Origin of the sequence: Moritella sp. 28 (assembly GCF_018219435.1) — a bacterium.
Classification (GTDB): Bacteria; Pseudomonadota; Gammaproteobacteria; order Enterobacterales; family Moritellaceae; genus Moritella.
Genome location: NZ_CP056121.1, coordinates 2866509 through 2881653 on the forward strand (window position 1 = coordinate 2866509; position 15145 = coordinate 2881653).

At 36.7% G+C, this 15145-nt stretch carries 16 protein-coding genes and 1 riboswitch; of the genes, 4 read left to right on the top strand and 12 right to left on the bottom strand.

Features of this window, described 5'->3' with window-relative positions; genetic code table 11:
- Position 1 precedes the first annotated feature (1 nt).
- Together napF and moaA are read right to left on the bottom strand one after the other, a co-directional pair.
- The gene (napF, locus tag HWV02_RS12660) at positions 2–484 is read right to left on the bottom strand and encodes a ferredoxin-type protein NapF (RefSeq protein ID WP_211676162.1); all 483 of its coding nucleotides are present in this window, start codon (positions 482–484) and stop codon (positions 2–4) included.
- Between the two features lie 349 nt (positions 485–833).
- Positions 834–1811, bottom strand: coding sequence for a GTP 3',8-cyclase MoaA (gene moaA, locus HWV02_RS12665; RefSeq protein WP_211676163.1), 978 nt, complete (start codon positions 1809–1811; stop codon positions 834–836).
- Positions 1799–1945, bottom strand: a riboswitch (molybdenum cofactor riboswitch). (Overlaps the previous gene by 13 nt.)
- A 156-nt stretch (positions 1946–2101) precedes the next feature.
- Here moaA and narQ point away from each other — a divergent pair.
- The 4 genes from narQ to yvcK all read left to right on the top strand — a co-directional run bounded on the left by narQ (position 2102) and on the right by yvcK (position 6229).
- Positions 2102–3820 carry a nitrate/nitrite two-component system sensor histidine kinase NarQ gene (gene narQ, locus HWV02_RS12670; RefSeq protein ID WP_211676164.1) on the top strand — a complete coding sequence of 573 codons (1719 nt, stop codon included), beginning with the start codon at positions 2102–2104 and terminating at the stop codon, positions 3818–3820.
- Complete coding sequence (narL, locus tag HWV02_RS12675; protein ID WP_045110267.1) at positions 3813–4460, top strand: two-component system response regulator NarL; 648 nt, start codon at positions 3813–3815, stop codon at positions 4458–4460. The genes narQ and narL overlap by 8 nt, the downstream gene beginning before the upstream one ends.
- A gap of 124 nt (positions 4461–4584) precedes the next feature.
- Positions 4585–5160, top strand: coding sequence for an LON peptidase substrate-binding domain-containing protein (locus tag HWV02_RS12680; protein ID WP_211688026.1), 576 nt, complete (start codon positions 4585–4587; stop codon positions 5158–5160).
- 157 nt (positions 5161–5317) lie between these two features.
- The gene (yvcK, locus tag HWV02_RS12685) at positions 5318–6229 is read left to right on the top strand and encodes a uridine diphosphate-N-acetylglucosamine-binding protein YvcK (RefSeq protein ID WP_211688028.1); all 912 of its coding nucleotides are present in this window, start codon (positions 5318–5320) and stop codon (positions 6227–6229) included.
- On the opposite strand, the gene HWV02_RS12690 is transcribed toward yvcK, so the two are convergent.
- The 10 genes from HWV02_RS12690 to HWV02_RS22865 all read right to left on the bottom strand — a co-directional run bounded on the left by HWV02_RS12690 (position 6201) and on the right by HWV02_RS22865 (position 15073).
- Positions 6201–6545 (bottom strand): Hpt domain-containing protein, encoded by a 345-nt coding sequence (locus HWV02_RS12690; protein ID WP_211688031.1) that lies wholly within the window; start codon positions 6543–6545, stop codon positions 6201–6203. The two genes, yvcK and HWV02_RS12690, sit on opposite strands and share 29 nt — an antisense overlap.
- Positions 6546–6580: 35 nt before the next feature.
- A complete protein-coding gene (locus tag HWV02_RS12695) occupies positions 6581–8071 on the bottom strand; it encodes a SpoIIE family protein phosphatase (RefSeq protein ID WP_211688032.1) in 1491 nt (496 codons plus the stop codon).
- The gene (locus tag HWV02_RS12700; RefSeq protein ID WP_211676169.1) at positions 8071–8790 is read right to left on the bottom strand and encodes a cellulose synthase operon protein YhjQ/BcsQ; all 720 of its coding nucleotides are present in this window, start codon (positions 8788–8790) and stop codon (positions 8071–8073) included. Before HWV02_RS12700 ends, HWV02_RS12695 begins: the two co-directional genes overlap by 1 nt.
- A complete protein-coding gene (locus tag HWV02_RS12705) occupies positions 8787–10883 on the bottom strand; it encodes an SLBB domain-containing protein (RefSeq protein WP_211688034.1) in 2097 nt (698 codons plus the stop codon). Before HWV02_RS12705 ends, HWV02_RS12700 begins: the two co-directional genes overlap by 4 nt.
- Positions 10880–12013 (bottom strand): hypothetical protein, encoded by a 1134-nt coding sequence (locus HWV02_RS12710; RefSeq protein ID WP_211688036.1) that lies wholly within the window; start codon positions 12011–12013, stop codon positions 10880–10882. Before HWV02_RS12710 ends, HWV02_RS12705 begins: the two co-directional genes overlap by 4 nt.
- A 22-nt stretch (positions 12014–12035) precedes the next feature.
- Entirely contained in the window at positions 12036–12371 is a 336-nt protein-coding gene (locus tag HWV02_RS12715) for an STAS domain-containing protein (RefSeq protein WP_211676172.1), read from the bottom strand.
- 653 nt (positions 12372–13024) lie between these two features.
- On the bottom strand, positions 13025–13654 hold the full coding sequence (locus HWV02_RS12720) for a hypothetical protein (protein WP_211688038.1): 630 nt from the start codon (positions 13652–13654) through the stop codon (positions 13025–13027).
- The gene (locus tag HWV02_RS12725; RefSeq protein WP_211688040.1) at positions 13644–14108 is read right to left on the bottom strand and encodes a hypothetical protein; all 465 of its coding nucleotides are present in this window, start codon (positions 14106–14108) and stop codon (positions 13644–13646) included. Before HWV02_RS12725 ends, HWV02_RS12720 begins: the two co-directional genes overlap by 11 nt.
- Before the next feature lie 289 nt (positions 14109–14397).
- Positions 14398–14595 (bottom strand): hypothetical protein, encoded by a 198-nt coding sequence (locus tag HWV02_RS12730; RefSeq protein WP_211688042.1) that lies wholly within the window; start codon positions 14593–14595, stop codon positions 14398–14400.
- Position 14596: 1 nt separating this feature from the next.
- Entirely contained in the window at positions 14597–15073 is a 477-nt protein-coding gene (locus HWV02_RS22865; protein WP_255550316.1) for a hypothetical protein, read from the bottom strand.
- Positions 15074–15145 lie beyond the last annotated feature (72 nt).

Below are 15145 nucleotides of genomic sequence, written 5' to 3' on the forward strand. Positions count from 1 at the left end.
CCTAACAGTCAGGGCTTACCGTGATAGCACTTACAGGGCAAATCGATACACACGCACCGCAGCCGTTACAATCATCAAATACAACATCCGGGCTCACGAACGTTGTATCAATAAAGTTAAATACTAAAGCTTCAGACTCACACGATTCAGCACAACTTCGGCAATATACAGACTGAATATTCAAGCATCTATCTGACACAACAGCTTTATTAGCCCATGCTTGTGCTTGATTCAAATCGAATAAATCTTCTTTACAGTGATTTACACATTCTTTACAAAAATTGCATTCTGATACGCTAAAATCAATTTCAGGAAATCCACCATCGCCGACTATTATTATTTTCTCTGGGCAAGCGGCACTGCAATCGCCACATCGTGTGCATTTATCTGTAAATTCTAAATCTGCTTTTAACCAAGGTAAACGTACAACGTTGTCTTGTTCTTTACGACGAAATAACGAACGTCGCCCTAGATTAATACTCATCAAAACTACCTTACTGAAGTAACATTTTTAATGTAAAGAATTAAGGTGTACATCACTCTATAAAAACCATTAATTTATAATGGTCTATATAATACCCGCTATAAATACTCACTAATGGGTAAGGTAGATAAAACTTATTTTAGATCAATAAATAGAGGTGAGGAATGTCACATTTTGTGTTTGTACTAGATTAAACCTACCTATTGAATCAATAGACAAATATTTCTAATATTATAGACAACAGCAATAATATGCGCATATTTAAAGCGAGATTAAATATAACGCAGCAACTCACTACGTTATATTTTTTAGAGAAGGGATTGAATATTTAAGCTTGTATGAGTCTGAATTAGCCGCCAATAGAAGCTAAGTGGGGTGTATTTGCAGTGATGCCTTGCTGAAGAAAATGAGTCGATTTTTTATCAGACATGTGGTCGAAAACACGCGCAATCAATTCCGATTGTTGGTTATCTTCTTGTAGTAAATCGCGTAATTCAACACCTTCTTCACCAAACAAGCATAAATGTAAACGCCCTTTAGTGGAAACACGTAAACGGTTACACGTTGAACAAAAATTCTTTTCATACGGCATAATCAAGCCAATTTCACCGACATAATCAGGGTGCACGAAAACTTGTGCAGGGCCGTCAGCTTTGCCCCTCACTTTACTGACCCACCCTTGCATTTTTAATTTATCACGAATACTCACACCTGAAACATGGTGTTTATCAAACAATACTTGATTATCCCCGGTCTGCATTAATTCAATAAACCGTAACTGAATAGGCCGAGTTTTTATCCAATTTAAAAAATCACCAAGTTCAATATCATTTAAATTACGCATTAACACCGTATTCACCTTTACGGTTTCAAACCCAGCAGTAAAAGCGGCATCAAGTCCGCCCATTACTTTATGGAGCATATTTTTACCGGTAATTTGACGGAACATGCGAGCATCTAAACTATCAATACTCACATTTAATGCATCCAACCCCGCATCACGCCATTCTTGAGCATATTTTTCGAGGTTGAAGCCATTTGTTGTCGTCGCAACTTTATTAATTTTGGGGATAGCCGATATATCTGAAATAATATCAGTAAAATCTTTTCTTAATGAAGGTTCACCACCTGTGATACGGACTTTTTCAGTGCCCATTTCAGCAAAACCTGTCACTATGCGCCTTAGCTCATCTCGCGCTAAAAACTCAGGCTTGCCTTCGGCTTTATAACCATCTGGTAGACAATAGTTACATTTGAAATTACAGACATCTGTAATTGATAAGCGTAAATAATAAAATTTACGTGAAAATTGATCTTGAAGTTGCATAAACACCTTTCCAAATACGGGAGGCTTAACCATTTCTGATTAAACCCTTATAGCAATTATGAATGCTATGAGTCCTTAAGATCATATTTATAACGATAAATTTAGATCATTAAGGATCGGAGTTTGATTTATATTAAATTTTAGAGTTCTTAAACTTAAACGATTTTCAAATTAATTTAAAGGATATATAGTCGTTATTATAGTGGAATATGATAAATCATTGATCGAAATTAAATTGCCATGTAAATTATTGGCTATTAACAGCTCAATTCATCAACAGTAAAGTTAACATGATAAAAAATATAATCCCCTCCCACCAGTCTATTATCATTTTAATCGGCCGTGGTATGTTCAGTATATTAGCACTAGCCTCAATGCTAACGTTTATCTCCTTAGTTGCATTATCGCTAAGTCTTTCCGATGCATCATCGATTAACAAAGCGGGGGCTCTGCGAATGCAAAGCTACCAGATCGCTTACAATTTATCCCGGGACGAATCTGAAATATTACGTCAACAGCATATTAATACTTTCAATCAATCACTTGCGCACATTAAAAATAATATTGTCGATAACTGGGATATCACATCAAAGTTAAAAACCGAATTTATGGATGTTAATGATCGATGGCAAACGCAATTAGATATATTACACAGTAATAATCCCAAACAATTCTTAGATAATGTGGACAGCTTTGTATTAAAGATTGATAGTTTTGTACAACATTTACAAGATCATTCTGAGTACAAAGTTAAAATTATCACGCTAATCAAAGGACTCGGGATCGGCCTCATTTTTGCGGTATGTATTATCACTATCCGTTTAATGCAAGTACAGGTATTAAAACCACTGCAGCAAATATTCGCCGCATCAAATCAAATTAGAAAAGGTGAATTCGATGTCTCCTTTGATTTTTTCTATGAAAATGAAATTGGCTCGTTAGCGAGTAATATTTCACACATGGCGCAAGATTTAAATAAACTATACAGTACGTTAGAACAACAGGTAGATGCCAAAACCAAGCAGTTGAAGGAAGCAAAAGATAAAATTAACTTTCTTTATACCACATCACAAAAATTACACGTCACACACCTTAACGCCGATATGCTTGAACAAACACTACAAAGTGTATCCGAACTCAATGGCCTTAATTTCTACAAACTTGTATTAACGGGATCTGAAGTTGAAACTATTTACCTTAATTCAGGCTTTGATAATGGCGAGCAAACTATTGATCTAAAATTAGAACTCGAAGAGCAATCATTTGGTACCTTGACTGTTCTCAAACGTGAAGCAAATGATCAAGAGCACTTACGCAGTTACTGTCGAATTATTTCTCGTGCTCAGCACCGTTCTCAAAGTAACTTAGAAGCACAACGCTCCTTATTAATGGAAGAACGCGCCGTTATTGCGCGTGAGTTACATGATTCACTTGCACAAGCGCTTTCTTATTTAAAAATACAAGTTGCGTTATTGAAACGTCATTTAAAAAATCAAGAAATCACATCGGCTACCAACGATATTGTAGATGAAATCGACACTAACCTAAAATTATCTTATACACAGCTAAGAGAATTATTAAATACTTTTCGTTTGACGCTTGATGACGCGAACCTTTCTGTAGCCATTTCGATCATGCTCACACAACTGCGTCAACGCACAAAATCCAAAATTCATCTAAGCTACGAATTAGAAGAACATTTATTCAAACCCAACCAACACATACATATATTACAAATAATTAGAGAAGCTGTATTAAATTCAATCAAACATGCGAACTCAAACGAAATAATGATTGACTGTGGCACGAATAAAAATGGTACTATTAAAGTATCTATTTCGGATAATGGTGATGGCATTACAGCTAACCCAACGAAATCCAACCATTATGGGCTAAACATAATGGGTGAACGCGCTTCAAAACTAGGTGCTAAACTAGAAATTAAAAATAATATAACAAAAGGCACCTTGGTATTACTTACCTTCGACAGGGAAAACAAACATGCTTGACAATAGTTACACAATTTTAGTTGTTGATGATCATCCACTAATGCGTAAAGGGATAGTTCAACTTCTTACATTAGAAGAAAAGTTTAATGTTATTGGTGAAGCCAGTGATGGTGTGGAAGCAATCACGCTTGCTAAACAGCATGAACCGGATCTTGTTCTACTTGATCTGAACATGAAAGGCATGTCAGGCTTAGATACGTTAAAAGCGCTTCGCTCTGAAGAGTTGAGCTCTCGCGTTGTTATTTTAACAGTTTCTGATAACAAACAAGACGTGATTAAACTAATCAATGCGGGTGCAGATGGCTACTTATTAAAAGATTCGGAACCGGATCTGTTACTAGAGCAATTACAAGACGTATTATCTGGTCAACAGGCTCTTTCTGAAAGCTTACTAGGCTACTTAGACTGCCTACATGAAGATAATAACTTTGAAGAAAAGCTAGCTAAGCTAACTAAACGCGAAAACCAAATCTTACTTGAAATCTCAAAAGGCTACAGCAACAAACATGTTGCAAGTAACCTGCATATTTCAGAAGGGACTGTAAAAGTTCACGTTAAAAGTTTATTGAAGAAACTAGAAGCAAGTTCACGTGTTGAAGCTGCTGTTATGTATCTTGAATTTAATAAAACTAGCGCGTAATCAAATAATAGAAGTAAAGATATAAGCCTTATTATATTTTTACTTCTATATTTTCAATCAAAAATGCAAACTTTTTAATCAGCACTATTATTAGTTATATATCCACTGACTAATGAGTCCACTTTTGCAATCAACTCAACTCGCATTATTCCCGTTACCCTCTCATATACTCCCTAATGGTCGACTTCCTTTACGTATCATTGAAGAACGCTATATACGCATGATCAAAGACAGCGCTAGGACAATGATAGGGTTTGGTATCGTTATGATTGACTCTAAACAGACTGGTCCATTTGGGCGTATATCACCTATCGGCACACACGTTAAAATTGTTGATTTTTACCCTCTCGATGATGGTTACCTTGGCATTATTGTGGAAGGTGTCGATCGTTTCATCATCGATGATATAGCCGTCGAAGATGATGGATTAAAAATAGCCGAAATCCATTACATATCTAATTGGCCAGATCAAAACATCACTGAACAAGATCGCTACTTAACCGACAAACTAACGGATATATTCAATCAACATCCAGATCTGGATGAGTTGTACTGCTCAAAAGACATGGATAATGCAAGTTGGATATCACAACGCTGGTTAGAACTATTACCAATACCAGTTGAGCGAAAACAATTTTTATTACAACAAGCTAACTGCACCCATACATTACAAGTCTTAAAAGAACTTATGCCAATATAGATATGGCTCACACCCTATTGTGAGCCATATCTATAAATCACTATATTCTTATTTATTACTGTTTATTAATGCAACAAATGGGTAAAGTTAATTATTAAAACATTTTATTTCAAGATATGATGAAATTCTGTAATTCATTCTAGTTTAGTATTGTAATATGTTTCAAAAATCACTTTCAGATCTCGATAAAGTTGTCGCAATCGGCGGCGGTCATGGGCTAGGCCGAGTGCTATCTTCCCTTTCTTTTTTAGGGTCAAGATTAACGGGCATAGTAACAACAACAGATAATGGTGGCTCAACAGGACGACTTAGAAGTTCTGAAAACTGTATCGCTTGGGGAGATGTTCGTAACTGTATTAATCAGCTAGTAACCCAACCTGATATAGGTTCTTTGCTATTTGAATATCGCTTTAAGAACGAAGGTGAACTAAAGAATCATAACTTAGGCAACCTAATGCTGGTTGCTTTAGATAACCTCTGTGTGCGTCCACTAGACGCTGTAAATCTTATTCGTAATATGCTACATATTGAATGTCAACTGGTCCCAATGTCAGAACAACCAAGTGATTTAATCGCAGTCACACCTTGTGGTAACGATGTACATGGTGAAGTGTCTGTCGATAAAATGCATGAGTTTCCAAATCAGTTAACTGTACACCCAAATGTTGCAGCAACATTTGAAGCCGTACAGGCAATTGAGAAAGCTGATTTAATATTATTAGGCCCAGGGTCGTTTCTAACCAGCATCATGCCTCCGCTGTTGCTTAAAGATATACAAAAAGCGTTACGTAGAAGCAATGCAAAAGTGATTTACTTAGGTAATTTACAACAAGAGATAGGTCCAGCATCAAAAATCCCCCTGCAAGAACGCTTAGAGTGGTGTGAAAAAAAGCTTGGTTTTCCAATCATTAGTGCCGTTATAGAGGATATAGATAAACAGTCAGAACTGACTTATCCTACCTATACCCATGACTTACGTGAAGACGTTAATAAACACTATCACGATCGTGTTAAATTAAAAGAAGCAATTGAATCGGTTGTTAATCACATCTTAACGCCAACGCATTGATTGCATCTTCGAGACTATGTATTAGTAAAGGTAATTTCGCTTGTACTTCTTCGGTATTATTCGATTTTGCCATAATCTCTAACTCTTCAGCATGCTGCTGCACTAATAACGCCCCATATGTGCCAGCACTACTTTTTATACTATGACAACTTTGTGCCACTTTATTATTATCAATATCCAGCATTAATGCTTGTAAGTCATTAATACGTTCCGTAGTTTCTTCATTAAAAACAGCGACCAACGCAGGTAACATATCTTCACCTACATCAACCAACAACTGAGAGAATACCGTTTCATTAATAACTGTGTTTTCCATTTCATTACCTCATATCTTCAATTTGAACTTATTACTCATTTATTGTTTAGATCAATGATAATTGCAGTGGCATCATCCTGTAACTTTCCAGGTAAAAGTGATTCAAAGCGTAACCATAGTTGATCTAATACATATTGAGCTGTCGTTCCTTTAATTCCATCTAGTATATTGTCAATACAATCACAATTCCTATCTATATTCTCAAAAATGCCATCTGAATAGAAAAAAAGTTTTTCTCCTTCTTTTAGCTCTACTGTGACGGCTGCATAGCCTTCATCGGGTAAGAGTCCCAATACAGTGCCTTTACAATCAATTGCTTTGTATCCAACGTCACTCAATAGATAAGGCTGTGGATGCCCCGCTGTGGCTATTTCACATTTGCTTCCTGTCAACTTTATAACAATACACGTTAACATACTGGACTCTAGTAACTGATTTAAGTATAACCTGCTAGACAAGCCAGCTAATAGTACACCTGGACAGGTAGGTATAGATGTGATTAACCCCTCTAAATAGCCCATTATCGCAAAGCTATGAAATTTAGCGACAGGCCCATGCCCCATAATATCGCCTAAAATGAGTAATTTACTTTCACCATAATCATGAAAAAAAACAAAATCACCGCCCCCTTCACTTGCTGGCGTATGAGCAAGTGAGAAATTCCAGTCACCAGACTTTGGTGGCAGTGACGGTTTAAATGGTCGACAGAGTGACTCCACAATACGTTGCTGATAATGCAATGCCAGTTGATTTGTACGACGTATAACACGGTTACAAACTGCAAGTAACGGTGTTTTAGTTATCGGCTTAATTAAATAATCATCAATAGAAACTTCCGCGGCTTGTTCTTGCACTGATAGATTATCATCGCCAGTTAAGAATACAAACGGTGTCAACGCTCCCTTCTCAAAAGACTCCACCTTCAGCCTAAACTCAAATCCTGACATTTCCGGCATGTGAATATCGGCGATAATAAGATCGCAGCCTTCATGCTGAATATATTTAAGTGCTAATACCGCGGCTGAAAAAATATGCACGACAAAATCATGTTGCAAATAGCCTTTATATGCCCACAATAGGGTTTGATCATCATCGACAATAACGACGCTTAGCTTTTTTTTCTGCTCCTTTAAGGGGCAAGTGAATTTATTAATTCCATTCTCACTCTCGTAATGACCATTGTGGTTATTTTTCTGAATTAAAGCTAATCCCATACCACCCGTTAATAGCTCACCATTAAAAATATCGCGAACATTAACTTTGTAGGGATCAAAACTGTCACCACTATCTGATATTTCAAAGTACCAATTATTTTTAATTCCAGCGAGCTCAATACAGAACCAGTTAACTGTACCTTGGTTATGAAAATAGAGATTAGAAAGGTATTCTGCTAACACTAACGTTACACGGTCAATTTCAGCTTGCTCAAGAGCGAGCTGTTGGCATAATGTCGTTAAGAGACGCCGAACCTCACTAATTGAATCCAGTTTTAATGGATATTGCTTTGCAAACAGTTGTGTTTTCATCAGCGGCCAAATTTACCTTTTAATAATTCCACGTTTGAAATCCGGTTGAGTAACCATTGTTTGAATATCGGAAAACCATGTAATCGTCTGCGCACTGAATTTCTTAATTGCATATCCAATGGTGGACATTTGACATCATTAATCACAGTGCCAAGCAATTTAACATTATTATATTTAAAAATTTTTATTGTTTTTACAACCGAACTCTCAAGCGAGATACCAGGAGCAACAACAAGTAAACTGGCATCACATCCTCTAGCAATAACTTCACCTGGTATATTGGAAAAATTAGTTCGCGTGATTGCACATGTATCAAATATAATAAAATTATAGTGCTGCAACCAATATTCGATAGAATTTTTTATCTTTTTTTCATCTCGAAAGCTAATGTTTTGATCTTGTTCACTTTTTGGCGCAGGTAAGATATCAATCATGTCAGTAAACTTTGCTATACAAGCCGTTTGTGAATCCATATCGTCGAGAGACCATGATTTTGTTTCATTAATATACTCATTGGTAATTGCAGGTTTAAATGTATTAAGATCCACAATCAGCACCTTACTCCCCGCCACTTTATGACGCCGAGCTAATGCTAGAACTAACTCAGTTCCACCTTCTTTTCCTTGAGAACAATTTATTGCCAATGACTTAATATTTTCGTTCGCAATTAACTGATAAATCTGCTCAATTTCGACAAACGTTTCCGGTAAGATATTCATAATGAAGAACCAACAATAAAGAGCGTAACGACACTTAACGCACTCCCTAATATATCCAATAATTGGCTCCAGTTAGACTCTTTTTCATTAGGGATATATATAGTGTCACCAGCATGAATAATCGGGATATCTCTATAGTCAGGTTGAGTAAGATAATGCTTCATATTAAAAACACGTGCACTATGCTTCATTTCTCCACGTTTAGTCAAAATGATAATACGATCAATATAAGCTTCTGTGGTAGGTCCTCCAGCCATTGTTAAGATACCAACAACATCCAGTGAAGAATCATATTTATAACGGCCAGGGTTATGCACAGCACCTAATACCTGCACAATATTAACGGTATTATTTAATTCCCCTTGTTCACTCTTAGCTGGAATATAAATGGTATCTCCTGGTAGTACTTGTGGTAAAAGACTTTCGTCTCCAGTCTCAAAATACATGTCGAGATCCAGCGTTGATGATTTTGCATAGCGTTTATTACGATGTGTTACTTTAATGTGCTTTATGTCTGCATCATTAGTCGGACCATCAGCTGCAGATAATAAATCTAAGAAATCTAATTGACTGTTAAATGCATACCGGCCTGGCGCACCGACTTCACCAAGAATATATATAGAAGATTCAGATTCTTGTTTTATCCACTTTGATTTATTATCTGTTGGATCATCCGGTAGCTCCGTAAACATGACTGTATCACCCGCAGATAACTGCGGTAGAATTAAATAATCACCACCAACTTTCATAAATTTATCTAAATCGAAAAACAGACGTTCGCCTAAACCATCATTGCCAACAATCATTACTTTTGATAAATCAGCCTTCTCGGTTGGTCCCTCAGCATGGCCAAGTAGATCAAGGAATGTCATGTCATCATCCCATTGATAACGACCTGGGTTTTTGACCGCACCAATAATTTTTATTGCCTCATCGTGTGATTCAACGAGCCATGATTTTTCAACCATATCGGCTTTTTCAGGTAAGAAAATCACATCCCCCCCCTCAATAACAGGAAATGGGTTATTTTCAGGATCATCTGAATATTTTTTTAAATCAAAGCGGAATGTTTCACCATTTTCTTTAAGTACTCTAATTTGCTGAGTATCAGCATATCTATTTGGCCCGCCAGCATTTGCTAACATGTCCATGAAGGTTATCCCCTTACGACCTTCAAAAGCGCCCGGTTTATTCACTTGCCCCATCACGTACACGACCTGTAAGCCAACTTTGATGTCTTCAACCTGAATAGGCACAAAAATAGTCGTACCGGGGTTTATCTTAGGTAACTTACCCATATCGCCTGTATCAAGATATAACTTTAAATCAAACGTTTGTGGAGCCTTACTCCCCATGACTCTAATTTTACCCACATTGGCATAGCGCGTAACGCCATTCGCTTTCATTAAACTTTCAATAATTGTCATCCCCGGTACATAGGAAAATGTACCAGGCGCATTAACCTCACCGAAAACCGTCACGGCTTTTTGAGTGTCGCTTGCGTCTCCGCCTTGTTTTAATGACCTCGCATCAAAGGTCATCTGCACATTACCGGTCAATGGTGATGATGGGACAAATATAATATCGCCAGATTTCAATGCAGGAAGTTCATTTTCATCACCCGTTTCTAAATAACGCTTGAAGTTAAATATGATAACTTCAGCGCCTCGTTGAAGTTGCATATTATCGAGCTGTGCGCCAGCCAGCATCCCCCCGGCTTTATTCAATGCCATCTGTACATTACCAAGTTCTGGTAATACGACTTCACGAGGATCATTCACATAACCTAACACCGTGACTAGTTTTTCTCGTGCTCTAAACTCAATATATAACTTTGATATATCGCGAAATACGACACTAAGCAATACCTTCATCTCTTCTAACACGACAGTCAAGGTTTTGCCTTTTACATGTAACTTCCCAATTTCAGGCAATTGAATAAAACCACTTGCGTCAACTTGAAATGGTTTTTCAAAGTCCTTCTCACCTGGCATAAAAATAAACAATTGATCACCCGAATCAATGAATTCATTTTCACCTAAAGCGATAGGGGATGTGAATAATAAAGCAAAACAAAATAATACCATTTTCATAAAGCGAGTCCTTTCGGCAATTTCGCATCACTAAAAAGTTCACCTTCTGTCAGCAAGAAACGCCAATCTTTTACCTTATGGTTAACCTTTTTATTGCTCTCGGATAGCCACATAAGTGTTGTGATCACAGGGGCTGTTGGTGGTGTTACACCTATCCTGAGCTCTTCATAAATGACATTGTTTTTTTGTTCATTCGCTGTAAGACCTGTGACATAGCTTAGAATTGTATCTGTACGTAAATTAAATAATGCAACATCATCTAAATTTGTTGCATATTCAACTTCAGGATTAGATTTTGAATCATGATTAACATCATTGGAGGATTGAATTTCATGGACAAGTACAGGACTATGTTCTTGATCTATGTTGAATTCTAATTTAGATAATTGTTGAACACTCACACTTGGTACTTGATCAAAGATTAAATATTTACGCATTAAGTCATTATAATCTTCATCGTCACGATCATTTGACGTGTATTTAAACTCATTATTTACATCGACGATTGTACTAACATCATGAAAAACGAGACCTTGATTGTAATTGACATTTGAACCATCATCTATTGGCTTCCCCCTACTTTCAAACAACTTGTATTTAGTATATTCAATCTCAACATCGGGGTTATCTAGCAGTAAAAAGCTAACCTGACGAAGGCACACTTTATATAGCGCCGTTAAAACAGCGCTATCAACTTCAAATTGTGGGGCACAATACAATAAGAGATCAAGTTGGTAAGTTAAAGGGTGAACAAAGTTTGAAGTCAATGAACGTGGCGGTTGTGCGCAATTAGTATTAGCACTAACTCGATTAAGATTAACAATTAAATCCGTTATATGCCGCTCTAAGATAGCCATTTCAATTTTTATATCTTGCAGGTCTTCCACGGCAATTGCTTTTTCAACACGGCTGTTAATATTTTCGACCGATTTAACATAGGCTGGTGTACACTTTTTGGCTCCCCGTAGGTTAGCTACTGAAAAATGCAAATTTAAATACGAATAATGTTTTTTGAATTGGACACGTTCCTCTGTATGTATAGTGGTATTTTCAAAATAGCCTTCTCGTGGCCAATTTGTACAAGCAGAAAAAGAAACGCATATAGATATCCATAGCATTAATTTATTCATTTAATACCTTACGGCCTTGTACTTATGCCGAGCGACTTGCGTCACATTCAGTTATATTTTCAATAAAGGGAATAGCATTTTCTACACGTAACATTGTCATCAACTTGTAAGGTTGGCCTGAAACTTTAAGAAGAGAGAGAGTTCGTCGTTGTGAGGTCAATCTTTTGAATAAAAAAACAATTGCGCCTATGCCAGTTGAATCGATAAAGTGGACACTTGAAAAATCTAAAATAATATTTTCAGTATATTCATCAACTAAGGCTTCTAATTTCTGCTGAATACTAACAACGTGCTCGGTGTCGAGATCGTGAACTATCTGCAAAACAATTATTCCATCATGAGGCCGTGACATTTCCATTATTAATACTCCTAGAGAATACAAAGTTAACCCTGAGGAATAATATTAACGTAAATAAAACATTAATTTTTCTACCTCATATTAAAAATATAGACTCAGAAAGTAGAAAATGCACAAATAAAAAAACCACCCGAAGGTGTTTTTATACTACATTCAAGTACTTGAATATAATGACTTATTATTTGTAAGCGACCACATGTCGACCACATGTACGTTAATAAGCTAATAAAAAGACCTCATTGAGGTCTTTTTATTTACAAGTACTTACCTATTTTGTAGATAATTTGGGATAATTTATTGAATTATCCCTTATTTGGATATAGCCCCATGCAGTTGTGTTATAGTTACTAGTTGGCGCTATTTTAATCGCTTCAATTTATAATTATGTTTGATAGGGCTTGAGTTAAATATTCTTATTCATGAGGTCGATTAACCCCCCGCTTTATTATTGTGGGGTCGCTGTACCCTCGGCCTCAAACGGGAAATAGGGCGGATAATCAGTACTCTAGCCTGTATCAAAAGAAAAACAGTGTCGGCAGAATGGCGACATAATAATACTTGTCATCTCAATTAAAATAACACCCTAGTTAAGATACACAATTTAATTCCCCCCAAGGTTCTTACAGTACTTCAAGTCATTAGGTATTAACCAACTACACAATTAATTTTTTCGCCACAAATTTCAACAACCTAACTCCATCAATTGTGATATTGTTATTTATATCAATAACTTCAAGACCATTGCACTCATCAGAAAATAGAGTTCTGATTCCAGTTAAAGCCCCACCATTCAACCCGTCCACAAGTCCATTATGAATACGATTATGCACTACTTGAAAGAAATTTATAATTTCATCTTCATTACTCGATATCGTAGTTTCAACACCTATAACATCTCGAACGATAGTACGTAAAATAAATACTTTAGGAGAGCTAATCTTTATACCTTCAAATTCAACAGACGAAGGTAATAATGGTGATTTATCAATCGTTGGGTTATTCATCTCCACAGAAGCACCATTAAGTGCCGTTACTACTGTATTAACATTCATGACAACGTCATTGTCGGTTTTGATATGGCAATCACCTTCCGCATGTATATATTTATTACAACCTGATGCAAATGCACCTTGTAGCATAACCCCCTGATGGTCTGAACTACCACCAATAACATCGAAACCAAAATGCTCTTTACATTCCGGACATTTATGTGGCTTCGTAGCTAAAATCATACTTATCTTTAAACCACAGTTTGAACAGCTTACATGGTACTTATTCATCATTTTTTACCACCATCGCCTCATTTATAGATACAACACCACCAGTTGAGGCCTTTGCAACCTTTTCATAACCTTTTACTTTGCCACCATTTATAACGACGCTCCCCCCCGTTATTGCTTCAAAAGCACAAGGTTCGTCATGAGATGGGAAATCAACTATATTACTTGGCTTAGTTAATACATTTTCTTTATGTTCCAACATCCTATTTAAAATGATGAGACCAACGCCAAGAATGACCAAGAACATCGAGAATAAAATCATCGCATTGTTTGCGACATACTCTTCTGTATTACTTGTTAGATTTAATTTTGATCGAGCAATCTCGTCAACAAGTGGAAACCAAAAAGGTGATGCTCCTCCCGTGGCGCCAATAGCTATCAATGACCCACCAATTAAATTGCACTGGCTAGTCTTCATAGACTTGATTATTTTTATAATATCTTCAACTTTCATCATTTATATTCATCTCAATTTATACTGCACACCTCCAAATAATAACATTTTGAACAACAACTTACACACGAACAGCACTAAATGAGTACGTTATATTTATACATAGTTATAATAATTAGCAAACAGAAGTTTTTTGTTAAAACATAATGGCGACAAAAAGGCTGCAGGGGTTAGATCGAATAGGTGGTTAATTGGATAAGAAAGAGCTAATTTGCATTTTAGACACGCCTGTATGACTTATTTCAATCATGCTTCAACTCCCCCCGGCTGTAATATCGAGAAACCTTCGTATTTATACAACCTTGTACTGTCCAGCTGATCTACCACCAGTCACACCAACTTCCGCATTAGCAGTGATCTCATCAACAACCGCATTAGCAATTGCTTCAGCAAACTTACCTGCCATTGCAAACTCACCATCAAGCACAAAACCTTGGGCTTTAAGCTCTGTTTCCAACTTTGCTTTTAATGATCTCTTACTTAGTGCCATATTATTTCCCCGCAAATACTCTTGTTGATACGTCTACATGTGGTTTTCCCATAAATGGACACATTGTTGCACCAGTGCAAATCCCAGAACCGCCATTTAATTTAATGGTGTCTGCATCTTCGGTAATATTCTTGGCTTTAATGATCAGTGATTTGGCACAGTCGAGATGCATGTCTTCTGCACTTTGTATTTTAACTTCTTTGTTACTGCCTAAAAGCAGGTTATCCAATGAAGTAATAATCGCCTTTTCACGGACGAGTATTTTTAACGCCCCCATAATTTCATTTACCTGGTTACCGTCTATTTTATTCATGTCGTGCGTAGCGACTTTGGTACTGCGCTCAAAGTAACTTTGTTCGCTAGTTTGGGCTTCAACAATTGATTTCTGACTGGCCTGTTTTATTTCACCATCTGTCTGCAGCTGCCAATCGCCATTACTACCAACTAATTTACTGCGATGCGATTGCTGCAGACTCACATCGGTTGAACGATGATCGGGTACCAAAGTATGCCAGGGTAAAGCGACGTGATCACCGGCAATGAATCAAGG

Coding starts and splice junctions, on each gene's coding strand:
- napF (WP_211676162.1), bottom strand. CDS start 484: ATGAGTATTAATCTAGGGCGACGTTCGTTATTTCGTCGTAAAGAACAA.
- moaA (WP_211676163.1), bottom strand. CDS start 1,811: ATGCAACTTCAAGATCAATTTTCACGTAAATTTTATTATTTACGCTTA.
- narQ (WP_211676164.1), top strand. CDS start 2,102: ATGATAAAAAATATAATCCCCTCCCACCAGTCTATTATCATTTTAATC.
- narL (WP_045110267.1), top strand. CDS start 3,813: ATGCTTGACAATAGTTACACAATTTTAGTTGTTGATGATCATCCACTA.
- yvcK (WP_211688028.1), top strand. CDS start 5,318: ATGTTTCAAAAATCACTTTCAGATCTCGATAAAGTTGTCGCAATCGGC.
- HWV02_RS12690 (WP_211688031.1), bottom strand. CDS start 6,545: ATGGAAAACACAGTTATTAATGAAACGGTATTCTCTCAGTTGTTGGTT.
- HWV02_RS12695 (WP_211688032.1), bottom strand. CDS start 8,071: ATGAAAACACAACTGTTTGCAAAGCAATATCCATTAAAACTGGATTCA.
- HWV02_RS12700 (WP_211676169.1), bottom strand. CDS start 8,790: ATGAATATCTTACCGGAAACGTTTGTCGAAATTGAGCAGATTTATCAG.
- HWV02_RS12705 (WP_211688034.1), bottom strand. CDS start 10,883: ATGAAAATGGTATTATTTTGTTTTGCTTTATTATTCACATCCCCTATC.
- HWV02_RS12710 (WP_211688036.1), bottom strand. CDS start 12,013: ATGAATAAATTAATGCTATGGATATCTATATGCGTTTCTTTTTCTGCT.
- HWV02_RS12715 (WP_211676172.1), bottom strand. CDS start 12,371: ATGGAAATGTCACGGCCTCATGATGGAATAATTGTTTTGCAGATAGTT.
- HWV02_RS12720 (WP_211688038.1), bottom strand. CDS start 13,654: ATGATGAATAAGTACCATGTAAGCTGTTCAAACTGTGGTTTAAAGATA.
- HWV02_RS12725 (WP_211688040.1), bottom strand. CDS start 14,108: ATGATGAAAGTTGAAGATATTATAAAAATAATCAAGTCTATGAAGACT.
- HWV02_RS12730 (WP_211688042.1), bottom strand. CDS start 14,595: ATGGCACTAAGTAAGAGATCATTAAAAGCAAAGTTGGAAACAGAGCTT.